Annotated in this window: 22 protein-coding genes and 1 tRNA gene; 9 read left to right on the top strand and 14 right to left on the bottom strand. The window is 45.0% G+C overall.

Annotation, left to right across the window (positions count from 1 at the left end):
* Window positions 1-3 precede the first annotated feature (3 nt).
* From ABIL00_00190 to lpxD, 4 genes are read left to right on the top strand one after another with little or no spacing between them, the layout of a single operon-like run.
* On the top strand, window positions 4-1638 hold the full coding sequence (locus ABIL00_00190) for a 30S ribosomal protein S1 (GenBank protein MEO0109183.1): 1635 nt from the start codon (window positions 4-6) through the stop codon (window positions 1636-1638).
* A gap of 37 nt (window positions 1639-1675) precedes the next feature.
* A complete protein-coding gene (locus ABIL00_00185) occupies window positions 1676-2854 on the top strand; it encodes a radical SAM protein (GenBank protein MEO0109182.1) in 1179 nt (392 codons plus the stop codon).
* Window positions 2847-3806, top strand: coding sequence for an OmpH family outer membrane protein (locus ABIL00_00180; GenBank protein MEO0109181.1), 960 nt, complete (start codon window positions 2847-2849; stop codon window positions 3804-3806). Before ABIL00_00185 ends, ABIL00_00180 begins: the two co-directional genes overlap by 8 nt.
* On the top strand, window positions 3796-4440 hold the full coding sequence (gene lpxD, locus ABIL00_00175) for a UDP-3-O-(3-hydroxymyristoyl)glucosamine N-acyltransferase (GenBank protein ID MEO0109180.1): 645 nt from the start codon (window positions 3796-3798) through the stop codon (window positions 4438-4440). The genes ABIL00_00180 and lpxD overlap by 11 nt, the downstream gene beginning before the upstream one ends.
* A 339-nt stretch (window positions 4441-4779) precedes the next feature.
* Here lpxD and acpS read toward each other — a convergent pair whose 3' ends face one another.
* The 9 genes from acpS to ABIL00_00130 all read right to left on the bottom strand — a co-directional run bounded on the left by acpS (window position 4780) and on the right by ABIL00_00130 (window position 10851).
* The gene (acpS, locus tag ABIL00_00170; GenBank protein ID MEO0109179.1) at window positions 4780-5169 is read right to left on the bottom strand and encodes a holo-ACP synthase; all 390 of its coding nucleotides are present in this window, start codon (window positions 5167-5169) and stop codon (window positions 4780-4782) included.
* On the bottom strand, window positions 5166-5846 hold the full coding sequence (locus ABIL00_00165) for an HAD-IA family hydrolase (protein MEO0109178.1): 681 nt from the start codon (window positions 5844-5846) through the stop codon (window positions 5166-5168). The genes acpS and ABIL00_00165 overlap by 4 nt, the downstream gene beginning before the upstream one ends.
* Window positions 5843-6370 (bottom strand): hypothetical protein, encoded by a 528-nt coding sequence (locus ABIL00_00160; protein MEO0109177.1) that lies wholly within the window; start codon window positions 6368-6370, stop codon window positions 5843-5845. The genes ABIL00_00165 and ABIL00_00160 overlap by 4 nt, the downstream gene beginning before the upstream one ends.
* Entirely contained in the window at window positions 6367-6846 is a 480-nt protein-coding gene (locus ABIL00_00155; GenBank protein MEO0109176.1) for an HIT domain-containing protein, read from the bottom strand. The genes ABIL00_00160 and ABIL00_00155 overlap by 4 nt, the downstream gene beginning before the upstream one ends.
* A 3-nt stretch (window positions 6847-6849) precedes the next feature.
* Window positions 6850-8169 carry an endonuclease Q family protein gene (locus ABIL00_00150; GenBank protein MEO0109175.1) on the bottom strand — a complete coding sequence of 440 codons (1320 nt, stop codon included), beginning with the start codon at window positions 8167-8169 and terminating at the stop codon, window positions 6850-6852.
* The gene (locus ABIL00_00145) at window positions 8075-8866 is read right to left on the bottom strand and encodes a hypothetical protein (GenBank protein MEO0109174.1); all 792 of its coding nucleotides are present in this window, start codon (window positions 8864-8866) and stop codon (window positions 8075-8077) included. The genes ABIL00_00150 and ABIL00_00145 overlap by 95 nt, the downstream gene beginning before the upstream one ends.
* Window positions 8863-9639 carry a hypothetical protein gene (locus ABIL00_00140; GenBank protein ID MEO0109173.1) on the bottom strand — a complete coding sequence of 259 codons (777 nt, stop codon included), beginning with the start codon at window positions 9637-9639 and terminating at the stop codon, window positions 8863-8865. The genes ABIL00_00145 and ABIL00_00140 overlap by 4 nt, the downstream gene beginning before the upstream one ends.
* Window positions 9640-9649: 10 nt before the next feature.
* Window positions 9650-10756 (bottom strand): DNA polymerase III subunit beta, encoded by a 1107-nt coding sequence (gene dnaN, locus ABIL00_00135; protein MEO0109172.1) that lies wholly within the window; start codon window positions 10754-10756, stop codon window positions 9650-9652.
* A gap of 22 nt (window positions 10757-10778) precedes the next feature.
* A tRNA-Ala gene (locus ABIL00_00130) sits at window positions 10779-10851 on the bottom strand.
* Between the two features lie 581 nt (window positions 10852-11432).
* On the opposite strand from ABIL00_00130, the gene ABIL00_00125 reads away from it, so the two are divergent.
* From ABIL00_00125 to ABIL00_00105, 5 genes are all read left to right on the top strand, one after another.
* A complete protein-coding gene (locus ABIL00_00125) occupies window positions 11433-11699 on the top strand; it encodes a thioredoxin family protein (GenBank protein ID MEO0109171.1) in 267 nt (88 codons plus the stop codon).
* A gap of 3 nt (window positions 11700-11702) precedes the next feature.
* Entirely contained in the window at window positions 11703-12413 is a 711-nt protein-coding gene (locus tag ABIL00_00120) for an anaerobic ribonucleoside-triphosphate reductase activating protein (GenBank protein ID MEO0109170.1), read from the top strand.
* Between the two features lie 73 nt (window positions 12414-12486).
* The gene (locus ABIL00_00115) at window positions 12487-12690 is read left to right on the top strand and encodes an FmdB family zinc ribbon protein (protein MEO0109169.1); all 204 of its coding nucleotides are present in this window, start codon (window positions 12487-12489) and stop codon (window positions 12688-12690) included.
* An 8-nt stretch (window positions 12691-12698) separates the two neighbouring features.
* Window positions 12699-13001, top strand: coding sequence for an HU family DNA-binding protein (locus ABIL00_00110; protein ID MEO0109168.1), 303 nt, complete (start codon window positions 12699-12701; stop codon window positions 12999-13001).
* A gap of 124 nt (window positions 13002-13125) precedes the next feature.
* Window positions 13126-13545, top strand: a complete 420-nt coding sequence (locus ABIL00_00105; protein MEO0109167.1) for a DUF296 domain-containing protein — start codon at window positions 13126-13128, stop codon at window positions 13543-13545.
* Here ABIL00_00105 and ABIL00_00100 read toward each other — a convergent pair.
* Genes ABIL00_00100 through rpsE form a run of 5 tightly spaced genes read right to left on the bottom strand, consistent with a single transcriptional unit; the run spans window position 13540 to window position 17249 of the window.
* Complete coding sequence (locus tag ABIL00_00100; protein ID MEO0109166.1) at window positions 13540-14847, bottom strand: thymidine phosphorylase; 1308 nt, start codon at window positions 14845-14847, stop codon at window positions 13540-13542. The two genes, ABIL00_00105 and ABIL00_00100, sit on opposite strands and share 6 nt — an antisense overlap.
* Window position 14848: 1 nt before the next feature.
* Window positions 14849-16156, bottom strand: a complete 1308-nt coding sequence (secY, locus tag ABIL00_00095) for a preprotein translocase subunit SecY (protein MEO0109165.1) — start codon at window positions 16154-16156, stop codon at window positions 14849-14851.
* Entirely contained in the window at window positions 16153-16593 is a 441-nt protein-coding gene (gene rplO / locus ABIL00_00090; GenBank protein ID MEO0109164.1) for a 50S ribosomal protein L15, read from the bottom strand. Before rplO ends, secY begins: the two co-directional genes overlap by 4 nt.
* Window positions 16586-16771, bottom strand: coding sequence for a 50S ribosomal protein L30 (gene rpmD, locus ABIL00_00085; GenBank protein MEO0109163.1), 186 nt, complete (start codon window positions 16769-16771; stop codon window positions 16586-16588). The genes rplO and rpmD overlap by 8 nt, the downstream gene beginning before the upstream one ends.
* Complete coding sequence (gene rpsE / locus ABIL00_00080) at window positions 16746-17249, bottom strand: 30S ribosomal protein S5 (protein MEO0109162.1); 504 nt, start codon at window positions 17247-17249, stop codon at window positions 16746-16748. The genes rpmD and rpsE overlap by 26 nt, the downstream gene beginning before the upstream one ends.
* Window positions 17250-17258: the final 9 nt, after the last annotated feature.

Genomic DNA, 17258 nt, shown 5'->3' with positions numbered 1-17258 from the left:
AAGATGCGGGATGATAATATAAAAGACCTTTACGAAAAGAGTTTTAGTGAGTATAAGGAAGGAGAGATTGTTAAGGGAAAAATTTTACGGGTATTAGGAAATGCGGTGATCATTGACTTAGGTTTTAAGTCGGAAGGGATACTGCCCTTAGAAGAGTTTCGGGACCCGAAAGAGGCGGAAGAGGGAAGAGAGGTTTTGGTCTTAATTGAAAGGTTAGAGAATCGGCAAGGGATTCCGGTCATCTCCAAAAGAAGGGCGGATTTTAAGTTGCTCTGGGATAAGTTGGAATCTCTCTACCAGAGTGGAGAAGCGGTGAGCGGGATTGTGAAAAAGAAGGTGGAGGGGGGGTTGGTGGTGGAACTGTTCGGGATGATTGAAGGATTCCTTCCCCATTCCCAGATTGATTTGAGACCGGTTTCCGACTTAGAGGAATGGCTGGGAAAGGAAATAAAGGCTAAAATTACGAGTTTGGATTTAACCCGATCACGGATCGTCCTTTCCCGGCGCGCCCTTCTGGAAAAGGAGAAGGAAGAGATAAAGGAGAGGCTCTTCTCCAAGATTAAGGTTGGGGATATTTACGAAGTGACGGTTTCAAATCTCACCGAGTTTGGTGCCTTTTGCGATTTGGAAGGGTTTGATGTCCTCTTACCGGTTTCTGAGATCTCCTGGGAGAGGGTTGGTCATCCCGGTGATGTTTTGAGTCCCGGGCAGAAGATTAAGGTGAAGATTATCGCCTTTGATAAGGAAGCGGAGAAGATAAGTGTCAGTCTCAAACAACTTACCCCCCATCCCTGGGCAAGGATTGAAGAGAAGTATCCCATCGGTTCGCGGGTGAAGGGGAAGGTGAAGACGATTCTCAATTTCGGTGCCTTTGTGGAATTGGAACCGGGAGTGGAGGGTTTAATTCACATCTCCGAGATGTCCTGGACCAAGGTGATCCACCATCCTTCCCAGATTTTGAAGGTGGGCGATATGGTGGAGGCGATTGTCTTAGATATTGACCGGGAAAACCGGCGCATCTCCTTAGGCTTAAAGCAGACCCTTCCCGATCCCTGGTCGGTAGTGGGCGAGAAATATAAGGTTGGTGACCGAGTGAGTTGTATCCCCAAGACCTTTCGCGATTACGGGGTTTACTGCGAAATTGAAGAAGGGATTGAGGGTCTCATCCGCAATCAAGACCTCTCTTGGACCAAAAGGGTCGTTTCGGCAAAGGAAGTTTTGAAAAAGGGACAGAAGGTGGAGGCGGTGATAATGGAGATTGATAAAGAGAAGAGGAAGATTCTCCTCTCTTTGAAACACACCAAAGAAGACCCCCTCTATCTCTTCTCTCGGGATTATAAAGAGGGTGATATCTTAAACGCCCGAATTATTGATATTCCCGCGGCGGGTTTGGTCGTCTCCTTGCCTTATGGATTAGAAGGTTTTGCCCCGATGAGTCAATTAAAAGAAAGAGAGAAGAAGTTGAAGGAAGCCTACAAGATTGGGGAAATACGGGAATTTTCCATTTTGAAGATTGATTTTGATAAGAGACGGATCCTTCTTTCTGAGAGATGGAAGAAAGAGAAACCAGAGGGAGGGGAAGAGTTACCAGTGCGGAAGGTGAAGAAGAGGTTTCGCTTGGAAGACCACCTGAAATAGGTGGCGAAGGTTCTCCCTTCCTTTCGGTAAGGAAAAGATGGGTATTTCCTTCCTCAATGTAGGGTGTCGGCTCAATTATGCGGAGTTGGATTATCTCGCTTCCTATTTTCAGGAGAAGGGAAATGGGGGGAGAGAAGATTTTATCTTGATTAACACCTGCGCCGTCACTCAGGAGGCAGAACGGAAGTCTCTTTCTCTGATCCGCCGCTACGGAAAAAACCGACCGGTAATCGTCACCGGCTGTTTGGTGGGAATTGCCCGGGAGAAGATTGAAAATCTTCCGGGGGTCTATCGGGTCCTTGATTTGGCGGAAAAGGAGAAGTTGATTGAGAATATCCTCCCCCTACCTTCCCGGAGGCGGGCATTGGTGAAGGTGGTTGATGGTTGTCCTGGTTTATGCACCTTCTGTGTTGTGCCCGAAATTCGGGGGAGAGAGATTCGTTCCAAGCCGGAAGAGGTAATCTTTTCGGAAATCTCCTTTTTGGTGGCGAGGGGTTTTTCGGAGATTGTCTTGACCGGTCTCAATCTGGGGCTTTACGGTAAGGAGAGGAATTCTTCTTTAACTTCCCTTCTCTGGCGAATTTTTGAGAATTGCCCCGGAGATTTTCGGGTAAGGCTCTCTTCCTTAGAGCCGGATACAATTGACCTTCCTTTAATTAAAGCCTGTGCTTCTCTGCCGGTCTGTCGCCATCTCCATCTGGCTATCCAATCCTTTCACCGCGAGACCCTGCGCCGAATGGGGCGGCGTTACCAACCCGAAGAGGTAAAAGATAAGATTGCGCTCATCATTTCGGAAATTCCGGAGGTTAACTTAGGATGTGACATCATCGTCGGTTTCAGCGGGGAGGGGGAAGAGGCATTTTTAGAAACGAAGAAGGCATTAGAGGAAATCCCCTTTGGTTATTTTCACATCTTCCCCTTTTCTCCCCGACCGAAAACCCCTGCCTTTTCTCTACCCGATGATGTCCCAAAGGGAGAAAAGAAGAAACGGGTGAGGGTTTTATGGGAATTGGGAAGAAGGAAGAGGAAATCTTATGAGGAGCGTTTCTTTGGTCGGGAACTTTGGGCGGTGGAGGAAAGGGAAGGGATGGCGGTAACGGACAATTATATTCGGGTAAAGGTGTTAAACCCACCGGTTCCGAAGGGGATTTTCCCCATAAGGATTGTGGGGAGGGATGGCCGATGGGTGAAGGGAATTAGGAGGAGTTATGTTTAATCTCTTTTTTCTCTTTTTTTTCCTTATCTCTTTTCTCCTCTCTCCCCTTTGGGCGAAGGAAACGAAAATTGGCTATTTAGATATGGAAAGGATACTTGCCGAATATGAAGGGGCAAAGGAGGCGAAGCGGGAATTGGAAAAGGAGATTGAGAAATACCGCCTCCAGATTGATTCTCTGCGCAAGGAGTTGACAGCAGCAAGGGAAGAGTTTGCCACAAAAAGGTTGATGCTCACTTCGGAAGGGAAAAAGGCGGAGGAGGAGAGGATTGAGGAATTGGAGAGAAGATATAAGAACTTCTTAGATGAGGTTTGGGGAGAAAGGGGAAAGATTTCCTTAAAGAATCAAGAACTTTTAGCCCCCATCATTAAGAAGGTGGCGGAGGCGATTGAGAAGGTGGCGAAGGAAGGGGAGTTCTCTATGGTTTTAGACGCCTCGCAAAATAAAATCCTTTATGCCCAACCGGGATTGGACATCACCGATAACGTCTTAGCGGAACTGCGGCGGGAAGCGGGAATCTTACCCTTGCTCCCACCGGTGGAAAAGAAGTTTGCCCTTCTCAGTATCTCCGAACTTTCGCCGGAGGCGCGAGAAGATAATTTGGGAGTGGCTTGCCTTACTTATCTCTATCAACTTTTTGAAGGGAGGAAAAAGGTGAAACTGATTGAGAAGGGCGAAGTGGAAAGGGTTCTCTCTTTGCGGACCTTAAAAGAGACGGATAGGATAGAAAAGGATATTGTCTATGAACTGGGGAGGGAATTGGGAGCGGATTATTGCCTTTTAGGGACAGTGAATAAGAGCGGGAAGCGAATTACCGTTGAGATCACCTATTTTGACATTGAAATCCGGAAGGAGTTTCCTCCGCTCAAGGTGGAGATGACAAAGAGGGAAGATTTGAAGAGTAAAATTGGGGAAATTGTGAAGAAGGTATTAAAAGCGACCGTTGGGGAATAGGGAAGAGAATCTCCGGCAACTGATTTATCTCCATCCCGAAGCCAAGTTGGGAAAGGGAGTGAAGATATATCCCTTCGTTTATGTGGGGGAGGAGGTGGAGATCGGGGAGGCATCGGTAATTTATCCCTACACCGTCCTCTTAAAGAGGACGAAGATTGGGAAGAGGGTGCTGATTGGTCCCGGGGCGCTGATTGGGTTTGAAGGTTTTGGTTACGAGAAGGTTGGTGGGGAATACAGAAGGATTCCCCATGAGGGTTGGGTGGTGATTGAGGATGACTGCGAGATCGGGGCAAATGTGACAATCGCTTTAGCAAAAAAGGGAGAGACCCGGATTGGAAAAGGAACGAAGATTGATGCTTTGGTTCATATTGGGCACAATGTGAAGATTGGGAAGAATTGCCTGATCGTTGCTCAGGTGGGAATTGGAGGGAGTGCGGAGATTGGGGATAATGTCATCTTAGCGGGCCAAGTGGGGATAAAGGACCACGTTAAGGTTGGCGATAATTCCATCGTTTATGCGAAATCCGCCCTTTTTAAGTCCTGCCCAAAAGGGGCGAGGTATTTTGGCATCCCTGCCCGGCCTTACGGAAAGGTTTTAAGGGCTTGGGCGAAGATTTACCAAACTACTGATTAAACTAACCTCTCTTGAGTTCTTACGCCTGCCTCTTTAAGCAATCTCGACAACTCTTTTGACTTTACTTTTTCCCTCTCACTAACTCCTTTTTTTAAAGAAGATTATTGGGTGAAGAGTCGAAATTTTCCTGAGTCCTCTGAGGCGGGAGATTAACGATTGACCGGAGAACCGGAAAGTTTTTTGGTTTCGGATAATGGGTGTGGTTGATAATTTAGGTGGGATGAATTGGTGGAGAGATATGATTGGGTTATCCGAAACCCTTTCCGGTTCTCCGAATTATTATCTCTTTCTAATCTCTTAGACATAATCTAAATAATTATAAGATATTTTCCCAATTTGTCAAGGGGAATTTTTCTCTTCAATGAGGCAAATGGCGCAGGCGTAATCGGCGATATGGGAGATTGAGAGATGAACAGTTCTCTCTCCCAGATATTCCTTTGCCTTTCCCTTAGCTACCATCTGCGGGCGGTGCCTTTCGTCATCAATAATTTCAATCTCTCGCCAAGAGATTTTCCCGCGCAAGCCAGTTCCGAGTGCCTTAGCGAATGCCTCCTTAGCGGCAAAGCGCGCGGCGTAGGATTGAAACTTTCCGTCCTTTTTCTGCTCGCAGAATTTTATTTCGCTTTCGGTGAAGATACGTCGGGCAAAACGTTCCCCGAAGCGGAAGAATGTCCTCTCAATTCTTTTTACCTCAATGAGGTCAATACCAATCCCAAAAATTGTCCTCATCTATTCAATTCTTCAATCACTTTGAGTAGTTCTAAGATATCATTCAGTTCGTAATCCGCTCCGGTCTTTTTTGTGCCGAAGGCGTCACCGTAACGGGCAAAGGCGGTCTTCATCCCGACCAACTTTGCGCCTACGATATCCCTTTCCTCCCAATCACCAACCATTAACGTCTCTTCCGCCTTCACCCCCAATTTTTTTAGGAGTAAAAGGAAAGGCTCAGGGTCAGGTTTTCTTTTACCGGTATCGTCAAAGCCGACCACCGCCGCGAAGTAGTTTTGAAAGCCTAAATAGCAAAGCCGCAACCAGACCTGAATCTTTGGGGCATCGGAGATGACCGCCAGTTTTAGTCCCCTCTTTAATAACTCCAAGAGGGTGACCTCGGTGTGGGGATAGGGAACAAGGGTAAATTCTCGGGCACGGCGGTAACCAACAATCCCAGAGCAGAGGATTTTGTAATCAATCTCACCCAATTCCCTTTCTAATAATAAATTAAATACCTCTTGGAATTCTATCCCTTTTTCTTCATAGATTTTATAAATCTTCTCCTTTAGAACTTTTTTATCCATTTTTAATCCGGCATCAATCATCGCATCGCAGGCGGCATCAATCGCCATCTCCTTCATCCGCATAAAATCAACCAAGGTATTATCCAAATCAAAGACTACCGCCTTAATCATCTTTTTTTACTTTTTAATCCGATCCACCAAGTCCAAAAAGTCAAAGAGCTAAGACCAAAAACTAAATAAAAGGTAAGAAATAGTAACTGGTGGGGATAAATCCAGATTTTTGTCGGTAGAGTGACATTCGTTTTCTTTTCCCCCTGGTCAACCAGTAATTCCCGCAACTTCATTAAGGTGTTACTTATCTCCAAGGGCGTGGTTTCTCCTTTTTCCTTTCGGATAATTACTTCCTCTAAAATTTCCTTCCCTTTCTTTAATCTCTGATACCACAATCCGAGGTCAGCGCTTGGGCTTTTAAGAAAGTAGGCAGAACTACCGGTAGTTAAGTTTTTCCTCTCTAAGTATTCTATCCCTTTTCCTAAGAACTCGTTTGCCTGATAAATATCCACCGCCTCCGCGGCTAATTTCAGCCAATCTTCACACCCCATCTTAAAACGATACCTATGAATAATCTCTAAGGTAATTACGGAAAAGAAGCCAATAGTAAAAATTAGGGCCAAGATGAGAGTTATCTTTTTCATTTTCTATTTTCAAAAAATGGTAAAAGTTTCTCGTAAGTCTCTTCCAAGTATTCGGCAATGGTCTTGGTTTCCCCCAGAATGGGAAGGAAATTGGTGTCACCGAGCCACCGGGGAACGATGTGGAGATGGAAGTGGCCAATGAGACCGGCCCCCGCCACTTTACCCAAATTTGCTCCGATATTTAGTCCTTGGCACTTTAAGACCTTTTTTAAGACCTTCACGGAAAGGAGAGTGAGTTCTAAAATCTCCTTGCCCTCCTGGGAAGTGATTTTTTCCATTTTCTTGTGGGCATTGGGGGCAACCAGCAAATGACCATTATTGTAGGGGAAACGGTTCAGGATGAGAAAAGATTTTTCCCCCCGGAAAAGGATAAAGTTCTCTCTATCCCTCTTCTCTTTTAACGCCCGACAGAGAAAACAACCTTTCGCTTTTGATTGGATATATTCCTTCCGCCAGGGGGTCCAGATTCTCTCCATAATTTAGAATAGGCTCATTTGGGATTCCCCTTGGGGCGTCTCCTCGGAAAAGAGGCTAATTTTACCAAAGACGCCGTCATAACCGGGGATGAGTTTTACCTCTCCCTTCCGCATCTTTTCAATTCCTTCTCCAATCTTTTCAAAGCCCGGTCTCTTTTTAAGGTCTTCGGTCGGCACTTTGAGCAAGATGTCAAATTCCGGACCGAAGGTCTTAACCATCTCCAGATATTTATTTTTCACCGCCAGGCTATCCTTGGCCAATTTTAAGGCATCAGCGATGATTTCGTCTAAGGGGATGAGATTTTTATAAGGGATGGCATTCTCCGGGATGAATCCCTCTTCCCGATCCGCCAGGAGTTCCACCCGGTGGAGAACACCAATGGTCAATCTCTTGCCGCAGACGGGACAGAGGTCATTATTTAAGATTGCTTCCTTCGGCGAGAGGTTCACACCACAGTTCCGATGGCCATCGTAATGATACTTCCCTTCCTCGGGGAAGAACTCTATGGTGTATAAGAAACGACTTTTATCCTTTTTCTTTAAGATCTCTTTTATCTCCGAAAATGAAATTTCACCAAAAAAGACATTCGCCTCCCTTCCTAATTTTTGAGGGGAGTGGGCATCCGAGCAGGAGATGAGGGAAAACCGATCCAGAGAAGAGAGCCGCCAATTCATTTTGGGATCTGAGGAGAGGCCGGTCTCTAAGGCAAAAACCTCATCGGTTAAATCCTCAAAACACTCCTCAATCGCGTCATATCCTGAGACCGAACCGAAAAGGGAGAACCAAGGGGTCCAGATGTGAGAAGGGACAATAAAGGAATCGGGCGAGATGTTTAAGATTCCTTCTAACATGTCCCGGCTGGATAGAGAAAGGGTTGGCCGACCATCGGAAGATAGATTCCCGTACTTAGAAAGAAATTGATTAATCCGCTCCGCATCACCAAAGGACGGGGTGAAGATGATGTTATGAATTCTTCGCAACTTGCCATCTTTCACCGCCAGGTTATTCACTTCGGTTGTGAGGATGAAGTGGACATCCTCTCCTTCCAATTTTAGAACCCCCCTTCCGGTCTCTTTCAGTTCTTCCTTGAGACGGGCGAGCCATTCGGGATGGGTGAAGTCAGAAGTTCCTACCAACTTTATCCCTTTATACCTTGCGTATTGCGCAATCTTTTTTATCGTCATTTCCTTACTCACCGCTCGGGAATAAGGGGAATGGATGTGAAAGTCAGCGATAAATTCCATCTCTTTGGAATCGGTAAAGACGTTCCAGTTTCTCTTTTCCCTTTGATTTGATTCTCCTCTCTTTTGGGGTAGTGCCAACGAAGAAATAGCGTTCCGGGGGTTGGTAGGCACAATGGAAGAAGCCATAGCCTTCGCCTTTGATATTGCCTAAAGAACCAGGGAGGATCGGTGGACCATCCAGCGCCCAGATATTAATCACCCCTTCCCCCTCCAATATCGTATCAATATCCGGAGGGAAGAAGCGATTTGCCTCATAGATACAGAATGTGTCAAAGAGGATGGTATCCATCCAGAATTCATAATCATCCCATTCTCCCAAAGTATCTTCGTAGTCGTATTCAATTGTTAAGTCGAGCCAATACCATTTCGCTCCATACGCCTTCCGCCAGGAGATTTTGAGGGAGGAGTCTCTTTTTAAGATATAGGTTGAATCTGGGCTGAGAATTTCGTATTCCCCGGGGAGATAGACTTCCCCGAATACCATTCCTTGAGGTGTTTTAACAACCATTTTGTATTCCCGGTCAATATCTAACTTACGAAATTCAATAAAACGATACCAATTCTCGTGGTAGTCATAAAGGGGAAGGTTGGTGTCGTTAATCTGGACGGTGGGAACTTCGGGAAAGCCATTTTTATTATAAATATAAACCTCTTTGTAGTATTCAGGATAGAGCCAGGGGGTACCGACACTTCTTAAAATAAAAGCGGAGATATAATTTTTCTCGTTTTTTTGGCAGGCAGTTAGAAGAAGGAGTATGATAACTATTCTCTTCATCTTAAGCCCAATTTTCTCTGCCATCTCTCTTTCACCATCGGCGAAAAAGCGGATGTCCGTTTTCCGACTTGTGCTACCCGAAAGTATCTTTCTCCGGAGTGGTTGAGGCCGGAATAAAATCCCCTTCCCCTTCCTTTGATATTTTCTTTCTCCCCGGGGAGGACGAGAGAGCCCGCTACCGCCCAGATGTTGATAATTCCTTCTCCCCAATTAATCCTCTCCACATTTCGGGGAAAGATAATCTCTTTCTGGTAGAGGAAGAAGGTATCGGAGATTAAGGTATCGGAAGCGAAGACAAAAGAGAGGTTATTACCGCTGGTGTCAAGATAAGAGTAGGCGAGATAAAGGGAGAGGAGGTATCTTTCCCCATTTTTCGCCCTCTGCCAAATGATAAAGAGGTTGGAATCTTTTTGGAGGAGGAAATTTTCTTCGGGCTTTTTAATTTCGAAATTGCCCGGAAAGATTATCTCACTGGTTGCCTTTCCCCCATCGTGGTCAATCACCAATAGATATCTCCTCTCCGGGGCGAAGGCTTTCTCTTCTTCGTATAGATACCAGTGGTAGGAGAAATCGGTGATGGGAAGGCTGGTATCGTTAATCTTCACTTGGGGAATGAAGGCGAAGCCATCTTCTTTATAAAGATAAACTCTTTTGTAATAAGAAATACCTTCTTCTTCAATACTTTTTAGTAAAAGGGCGTTGATGTAAGGTTTGATTTTCTCCCGACAAGAGAGGAGAAGAAGGGGAAGGAGAAGGAGGAGTTTATTTCTCATTTATCAAAATTTATTCCAGGCGCATCGGCATTAAGAGGAATAATTTTTCCTTCCTTTCCGTCTCTTCTTTGGGTCTTATCACTAAGGCTTGAGTGGCGGAGGCGAGTTCTAAATCCACCTCTTCACTTTTAATATGTTTAAGGATTTCGGTGAGGAAGATACCATTGACCCCCACTTCCATCTCCTCCCCTTTATATTCTCCTTTCACTTCTTCTTTACTGATACCAATCTCGGAGGAGGCTTCTAAAAAGACTTCTCTCTTTTTGAGATTAAAAATGACAAGTCTTGTCAAAGAGGGGGCGAAGATTAAAGTGCGATTTAAGGCGTTAATGAGTTCGGTCCGCGAACAGGAGAGACAATAGGGATACTTCGCCGGTAAGACCTTTTCGTAGTCGGGATAAGGTCCCTCAATGAGGCGGGATATTACGTGGCAATCTTCCCCCCGAAAACTGACGCTCCCTGAATTGAAGGCGACCTTCATCTTCTCAATGCCCATCTTTTGGAGGATTTCAAAGGGTTTGGGCGGAATGATGGCTTGGAGTTTCCTCCCTTTACCAAATTCCCCCTCTTTTTTCATCAACGCCAAACGGCGCCCATCAGTAGCTACCATCCTCGTCTCCTTCTCCCGAATTTCCCAGAGGAGACCGGAGATTGCCTGTTGGGCAGTTTCTTTGGCGACGGCGAAGGAGGTAGTGGTGTATAGTTCCCGGAGGAGGGAAAAGGAAAATTCCAATTCTCTCTCCTCCGGCACGGGGATGGTTTCCGGAAATTCCTTGGGGTCTAAGAGGGAGAAGGTATATTCCCCCTTTCCCGCTTTTAATTTTAGGACATTCTCTTCGGTCTCAAAAGATACGACCGGTTCGGTTACTCCTCTTAAAATTTCAGCCAGTTCTCGCGCCCGAACAATTAACTTAGTTGGTGAGATATCTTTCGGCTCAGGGAAGGGAAGTTCTAATTGGACAGAATTGTCCCAATCGGTAGCAAAAAAGGTAATCTTATCTGTCTCAACATCTAAGACGATATTTTGGAGAACGGGAAAATGGGAGCGGGTGGGAATTACTGGCAAGGCGATTTCTAATTTTTCTAAGAAAATTTCTCGCGGCACCTCAAAAATCATAGCACCTCCTTAAAAACAATTATGGAGGTGAGCGGATTCGAACCGCCGACCTTCTGCTTGCAAAGCAGATGCTCTCCCAATTGAGCTACACCCCCAACTTTTCTCTTCTCTTCATTCTGCATGAGTGAATTTAATCAATTATAGAGGGGAAATTGAAAAGGTCAAGAGGAATTTGCAAGCGTTAAAAGAGACGATGGCCACCTTAAGCCAGAAGCTTTTAGGAATACGCCAAAAGGTTTTTCAAGATAACGGAGAAAAGAGTCAGCCGATATTTCTTTTTAGACAAAATAAAGTTTTTTTAATTTTGGCGATAGGTTTTCCGGAAGGTGATTGGGAAGTTAAGGCGAAAGGTGGAAGAAAGGAATTTTCAGGGGGTTTTCCTTACCTTTTTCCCGCCTTTCTTTTCTCTTTCCTTTCTTCCCCTTTTTCGCAGTGAGTTGAGAACTTTTTTGGGGGATCGTCTCCCTCCGGGATTTTCCCTTTTCATTTCTTCCCTAAGGCTCTCGGGCAGGCGATCGGGGGGATAACCTCAGAAAACCAGTATCTTGGGCGATACATCCGAAAAGCAAAAAGGTGAGATGAAGGGGGTTCGCCAAAATCTTAATCACATCACCAACTCTTTTTTCTTGACGAAAGGGATTTATTTGCTAAATTTAATCTTAAAAACGGAGGAGATATGCTTTCTTTTTTGGTTTTTGGTAAAACAGGATGTCCCATCTGCAAAAAGGTCTATCAGAAGATAGAGTATTTTAAGAATAAATACCTTCCGGAAGGGAAGGTTATCTACTACGACTTGGAAACGGTGGATGGTCTGGCAGAAGGTTCTTATCGGGATATTTCGGAAGTACCAACTGTTCTTTTAGAAAAGGATGGAGAAGAGATTGGGCGGTGGGAGAAAATTCCTCCCACTTATAAAAATTTAAGAGAACTGCTTAACCTTTGAAGTATGGAGATTTATTCCTTTATCCCCAATTCCCTTTCGGATTGGGACGGAAAGGTGAGCGGTGTAATCTTTGTGGGAGGATGTAATTTCCTCTGTCCTTTCTGCCAAAACTATCCCCTAGCGGTTAAGAATCCAAAAAGGTTTAATTTAGAACCCCTGCCTTACGAAGAGATTGAAAAGACCTTGCAGAGAAATAAGAGATGGCTTGACGGGGTGGTGATTACCGGAGGCGAACCTCTAATTCATCCGGAGATATTTTCTCTGACCCAAAGGATTAAGAGGCTCGGTTTTCCCATAAAGATTGATACCAACGGGAGTTTCCCTTATGTGTTGATGCGTTTAAAGAAGGAAGGGCTTATTGACTATTGCGCCTTGGACATCAAAACGGTCTTAAATCCTGTGAAATATCAATTAGCCACTGGCCGGAAAGTAGAAATCGGTTTGATTGAGAGGACAATTCGCTTTCTCTTAGAAGGCAATCTGGATTATGAATTTCGGACAACTCTCGTGAGAAAGTTTGTGGGGGAAGAAGAGATAGAGGAGATTGGGAAAAAGATTGCCGGGGGAAAGAGATATTATCTTCAACAATACATCCCGGAAAGAGCCCGGCAAAAGGAGTTCCGAAGGGTCTTACCTTACAGTAGGGAAGAAGCGGCAGCCCTTCTAAGAAAAGCGAAGAGATACGTTAAGGAGGTGAAACTGAGAGGTTTTTAATCTTAAAATCGGTCCGAGCCTAACTTTTTAGGGCAAGGTCTTGCTAAAAGAAAAAATTTTTGTATAATTTTTTATGCCGCTAAGAGATTTTAAATGTCAGAAGTGCGGAGCAATTTTTGAGGAACTCTGTTTGCGCAAAGGAGAGAAGGTGAAATGCCCCAAGTGCGGCGGGAAGAAATTGGAAATTCTTTTTTCCCCCTTTGCCTTTTCCCGGGGGGGAAGCGGTGTTTCTTCCTGTTCTTCTTGCCAGACGAAAAAATGTAGCCAGTGCCGATAGGAGGGGAGATGACGATTACGAGAAATGATTTCGTTGAGACCGTAGAGAAGGAGATAAAGGATATTTATCCCCATATCTCGCGGAAAGAGATTGAGAGGATACTGGAAATTTTTCTTGAAGAATTTAGAAAAAATTTAGTGAGAGGCCATCGGATTGAGTTGCGGGGTTTCGGTGTCTTTTCCACGAAGATGCGGAAATCAAAAGTGGCGCGCAATCCAAAAACGAATACGGAGATGCGTTTACCCCCGCGCCGCGTAGCGGTCTTTAAGCCCTCAAAGGTGTTGAAGAATCTATTGAGTAAGGGAGGGTAGTATGCCCTGTGGGAGAAAGAGGAAGTTGAGGAAGGTAAAGAGACATAAATTTAAGAAGAGAAGGAAGGCGATGCGTCATCGCCGGAAGTAATTAGGATTATCTTTAATAAGATTTAATTTTCTTATGCGAGCTAAAAGGCTGAGGAGTTTTTATCTTTTAAGGTTAGTCAAAGGAGAGGAGATTATAACTGCCTTAAAGGATTTCTCAAAAGAAAAGAAGATAAAAGGAGGAATGATCTTGGGGATTGGCGCGGGTAAGGAATTTACAATTGGTTATTATGACCTTTTGCGGAAACATTACCTCAAGCGGTTCGTTTCTGAGGAATGCGAAATCGTTTCCCTTTTTGGGAATATCGCACTTCTGGAGGGTGAAGTTTTTATCCATTGTCATGTCGTCCTCTCTCTGCCCAATTTCTCAACGGTTGGGGGGCATCTCTTCTCCGGTACCGTCACCGCCACCGCGGAAATTTTTATCTTGCCCTCGCCGATGAAGATTTTACGTCAGAAATCCGAAGAGATTGGCCTAAACCTTTTGGATCTATAGTGATATTTTCTGGAGGATAAGTTTTAACTTTTTAGGAGGTTGGGGAGTGATCTCAATTATTTCTTCCAATTTTTCCTTTACCCATTCCCCCTTTACTTTATCGGGGCAATAGATTTCCGCCCAAATTTCCCCTTTTTTGATGCACTCCCCTCTCTTTTTTAAGAAGTGGAAACCAACACTGTAATCAATCGGGTCTTCTTTCTTTTTCCGGCCACCGCCTAAAGCGACAAAAAGTTCTCCAATCATCCCGGCGGGAATTGATTTTATGTAACCATCTTTCGGGGAGGGAACCGCAATTTGGTATTTTGCTTGGGGTAGTTTTTTATAATCATCAATTACGGTTACTTCCCCACCCTGGGCTTCAATCAGTTCTTTAAATTTTTTTAACCCCGCACCGCTTTTCCATTTTCTCCCTAAAAGTTCTCTCGCTGCTTCTCTCTTCTTGACAATCTTTCCTAAAATTAACATCTCTTCGCCGAGGGCGAAGATCAATTCTTCTATATCCGGTGCCGTATTTCCCTTTAAGGCTTCAATTGCTTCTTTAATCTCTAAGGAGTTGCCCACATACCATCCAAGCGGTTCGTCCATATTTGTTAATAAGGCGGTAGTTCTTAGGCGGAATTCTCTTCCCAATTGGAGCATGAGTTTAGCTAAACGCCGAGCGGTCTTTATCTCTTTTAAGAAAGCCCCCTTCCCCAATTTGATATCTAAGACTAAGCCGTCAATCCCTTCGGCTATCTTTTTGCTCATAATACTAGCGGCGATTAGGGGTAAAGATTCTACCGTTTCGGTGGCATCGCGCAGGGCATAGAACTTTTTATCTGCGGGGCAGATCTCCGCCGTGGGTGAAGTGATTACAAGGTGAACTCTCTTTAATTGGTCTAATATCTCCCTTTTGGATAAATCACTTCGGAAGCCCGGGATTGCTTCTAACTTATCAATTGTTCCACCCGTATGGCCTAAACCTCTTCCGGCGAAACTGGGGACGGATAAACCACAGGCCGCAACCAATGGTAGTAAAATTAAAGAAATTTTATCGCCTACTCCCCCGGTGGAATGCTTATCAATTTTGGGGGACTCAATCAGAGAGAGGTCCAATCTCTCACCCGAGTCAATCATCGCTTTGGTTAAAGCCTTTGTTTCCATAAAGGATAAGCCGTTGAGAAAAATCGCCATCAGAAAGGCGGCGGCTTGATAATCGGGGATAATTCCTTTTGTATAATTAAAGACGAAATAGTTTATCTCTTCTGAAGAGAGGTTTTCTCCCTCTCTCTTCTTCCGAATGATTTCTTTGGGGTTCAAACTAAAATCGGCGGCCTTTTATCTTCACCCCTTTCATCAGACCTTCGTACTGGCGCATCAAGAGGTGTGATTCAATCTGCTGAATAGTATCCAAGGCAACACCGACAATGATTAAAAGGGTTGTACCACCAAAATAGAAGGGGATCCGGAAGGTAGACATTAGAAACCAAGGGATTAAAGCCATTAGACCTAAAAAGATTGATCCGGGCAAGGTAATTAGAGAAAGGCTCCGGTCAATATATTCGGCAGTCTTCTCCCCGGGGCGGATTCCCGGGATGAAACCACCAAACTTCTGCATATTTTCTGCCAAATCCCTTGGGTTAAAGACAATTGAGGTATAAAAATAAGTAAAGAAGATGATCAGTCCGAAAAAGATAAGGTTATAGAGCCAACCACCGGGGGAGAGGATTTGTTGGATTTGGGTAAGGAAGGGAGCTTTGAAGAAAGCGGCAAAGGTTGAGGGAAAGACGATGAGACTCTGGGCAAAGATTATGGGGATGACACCCGCAGTATTGATTCGTAAAGGGATGTAGGTCGTTTGACCACCATAAATTCTCCTTCCGATAATCCTTTTGGGATATTGAACCGGAATTTTGCGCATCGCCTGGGTCATCAGCACAACACCAGCGTAGATGCCGAAGATAATTGCTCCAATAATTAAAAGGGAAAACCAGGATAACTCTCCCGCCTGCACCATACCCCAGGTACGGGCAAGGTCTTGCGGTGTGGAATCAATACACCCGATGAAGATGATAAAAGAGATGCCATTACCAATCCCTTTTTCGGTGATCTGTTCCCCCAGCCACATCACAAAAATCGTTCCGGCGGTGAGGGTGAAAACGGTGAGGATGCGAAAGAAAAAGCCCGGGAAGAGGACAATCGGTCCCGCAGCGGTCGGGGGTTGGGCTTCCAAATAGGTGGCGATCCCGAAGGACTGGATCATTGCTAATAATACCGTGGCGTATCGGGTATATTGATTTATCTTCTTCCGTCCCTCTTCATCCTTTTGAAGTTTCTCCAAAGTGGGAAAGACAGATCCTAAAAGTTGGAACATAATTGAGGCAGAAATGTAAGGCATAATACCCAAGGCGAAGACCGAAGCTCGGGATAAGGCACCTCCCACAAAGATATCGTAAAGGCCAAAGACAGTTCCTCGGAGTTGGGCTAAGAGGAGACCTAAAGCGGCGGCATTAATCCCGGGGGTTGGGATGTGAGCCCCGAGGCGGTAGACGATTACCAAGGCGAGGGTAATAAGAATTCTTTTTCTCAAATCAGGAATCTTGAAGATATTCGGGATATTCTGAATCATTTTATAATGATCACCTTCCCACCCGCCTTTTCAATCTTTTCCTTTGCCGATTGAGAAAAGGCGTGGGCGGAAACAATTAGAGGAAAATCAATTTCCCCCTCCCCCAGAATCTTCACCAATTTTCCTTCCTTTACCAGATTTCGTGCTTTTAATAACTGGGGGGTTATCTCTTTCTCTCCAAGTTTTTTTAGGGCGGAGAGGTTGACAATTTCATATTCTTTTCGGAAGGGATTTTTAAATCCCCTCTTTGGGATACGTCGGTAGAAAGGTGTCTGTCCCCCTTCAAAACGGGAGTCAAATTCTTTCCCCGAGCGGGCTTTTGCCCCTTTATGCCCCCGCCCGGAGGTTTTTCCGTGGCCGGAGCCCGGTCCGCAACCGACCCTTTTCCTCTTTTTCGTTGCTCCTTTTGGTGGTTTTAAGGAAGATAATTTAAGCATCGATCTCCTCCACAATCACAAGGTGTTTAACCTTTTCAATCATCCCCCTGATGGCTGGGGTATCATTATGGATCTTAGTTTGGCGAACTTTTTTCAGACCCAAAGCCCGAATCGTCCTTTTATGTTTTTCCCACTCGTCAATTAGGCTCTTTTTAAGGGTTATCTTCAGTTTCTTCATAATCTTTCTCTTTTCCAATAATTTCCGCGATTGGTTTATTTCGCATCCGGGCGATCTCTTCTAAGGTTTTGAGTTTCATTAAGGCTTTGATGGTGGCGGTAGCTAAGTTGTAGGGGTTACGAGATCCGAAGGACTTGGTTAGAATATCCTGGATGCCGAGCGCCTCCACCGGAGCGCGCACCTGCTGGCAAGCGATAATGCCGGTTCCCGGAGAAGCCGGTTTAAGGATGACTTTGGAAGCCCCAAATTTGGCTTGCACCGGATGAGGGATAGTTCTCCCTTTTATGGAGATTTTCACCATATTTTTCTTTGCCTTCTCGGTTGCCTTCTTTACCGCCTGGACCACTTCCGCCGCCTTAGCATGACCAATTCCGACCATTGATTTACCATCACCCACCACAACCGATGCCGAGATATTGAAACGTTTCCCTCCCTTTACCGTCTTAGAGACCCTTTTTATCTCAATTACCCTTTCGATAAATTTCGC

The organism is candidate division WOR-3 bacterium, from assembly GCA_039801905.1.
Classification (GTDB): Bacteria; Hydrothermota; Tepidihabitantia; order Tepidihabitantales; family JBDRVQ01; genus JBDRVQ01.
This window is presented reverse-complemented; position numbering and strand designations above follow the sequence as displayed.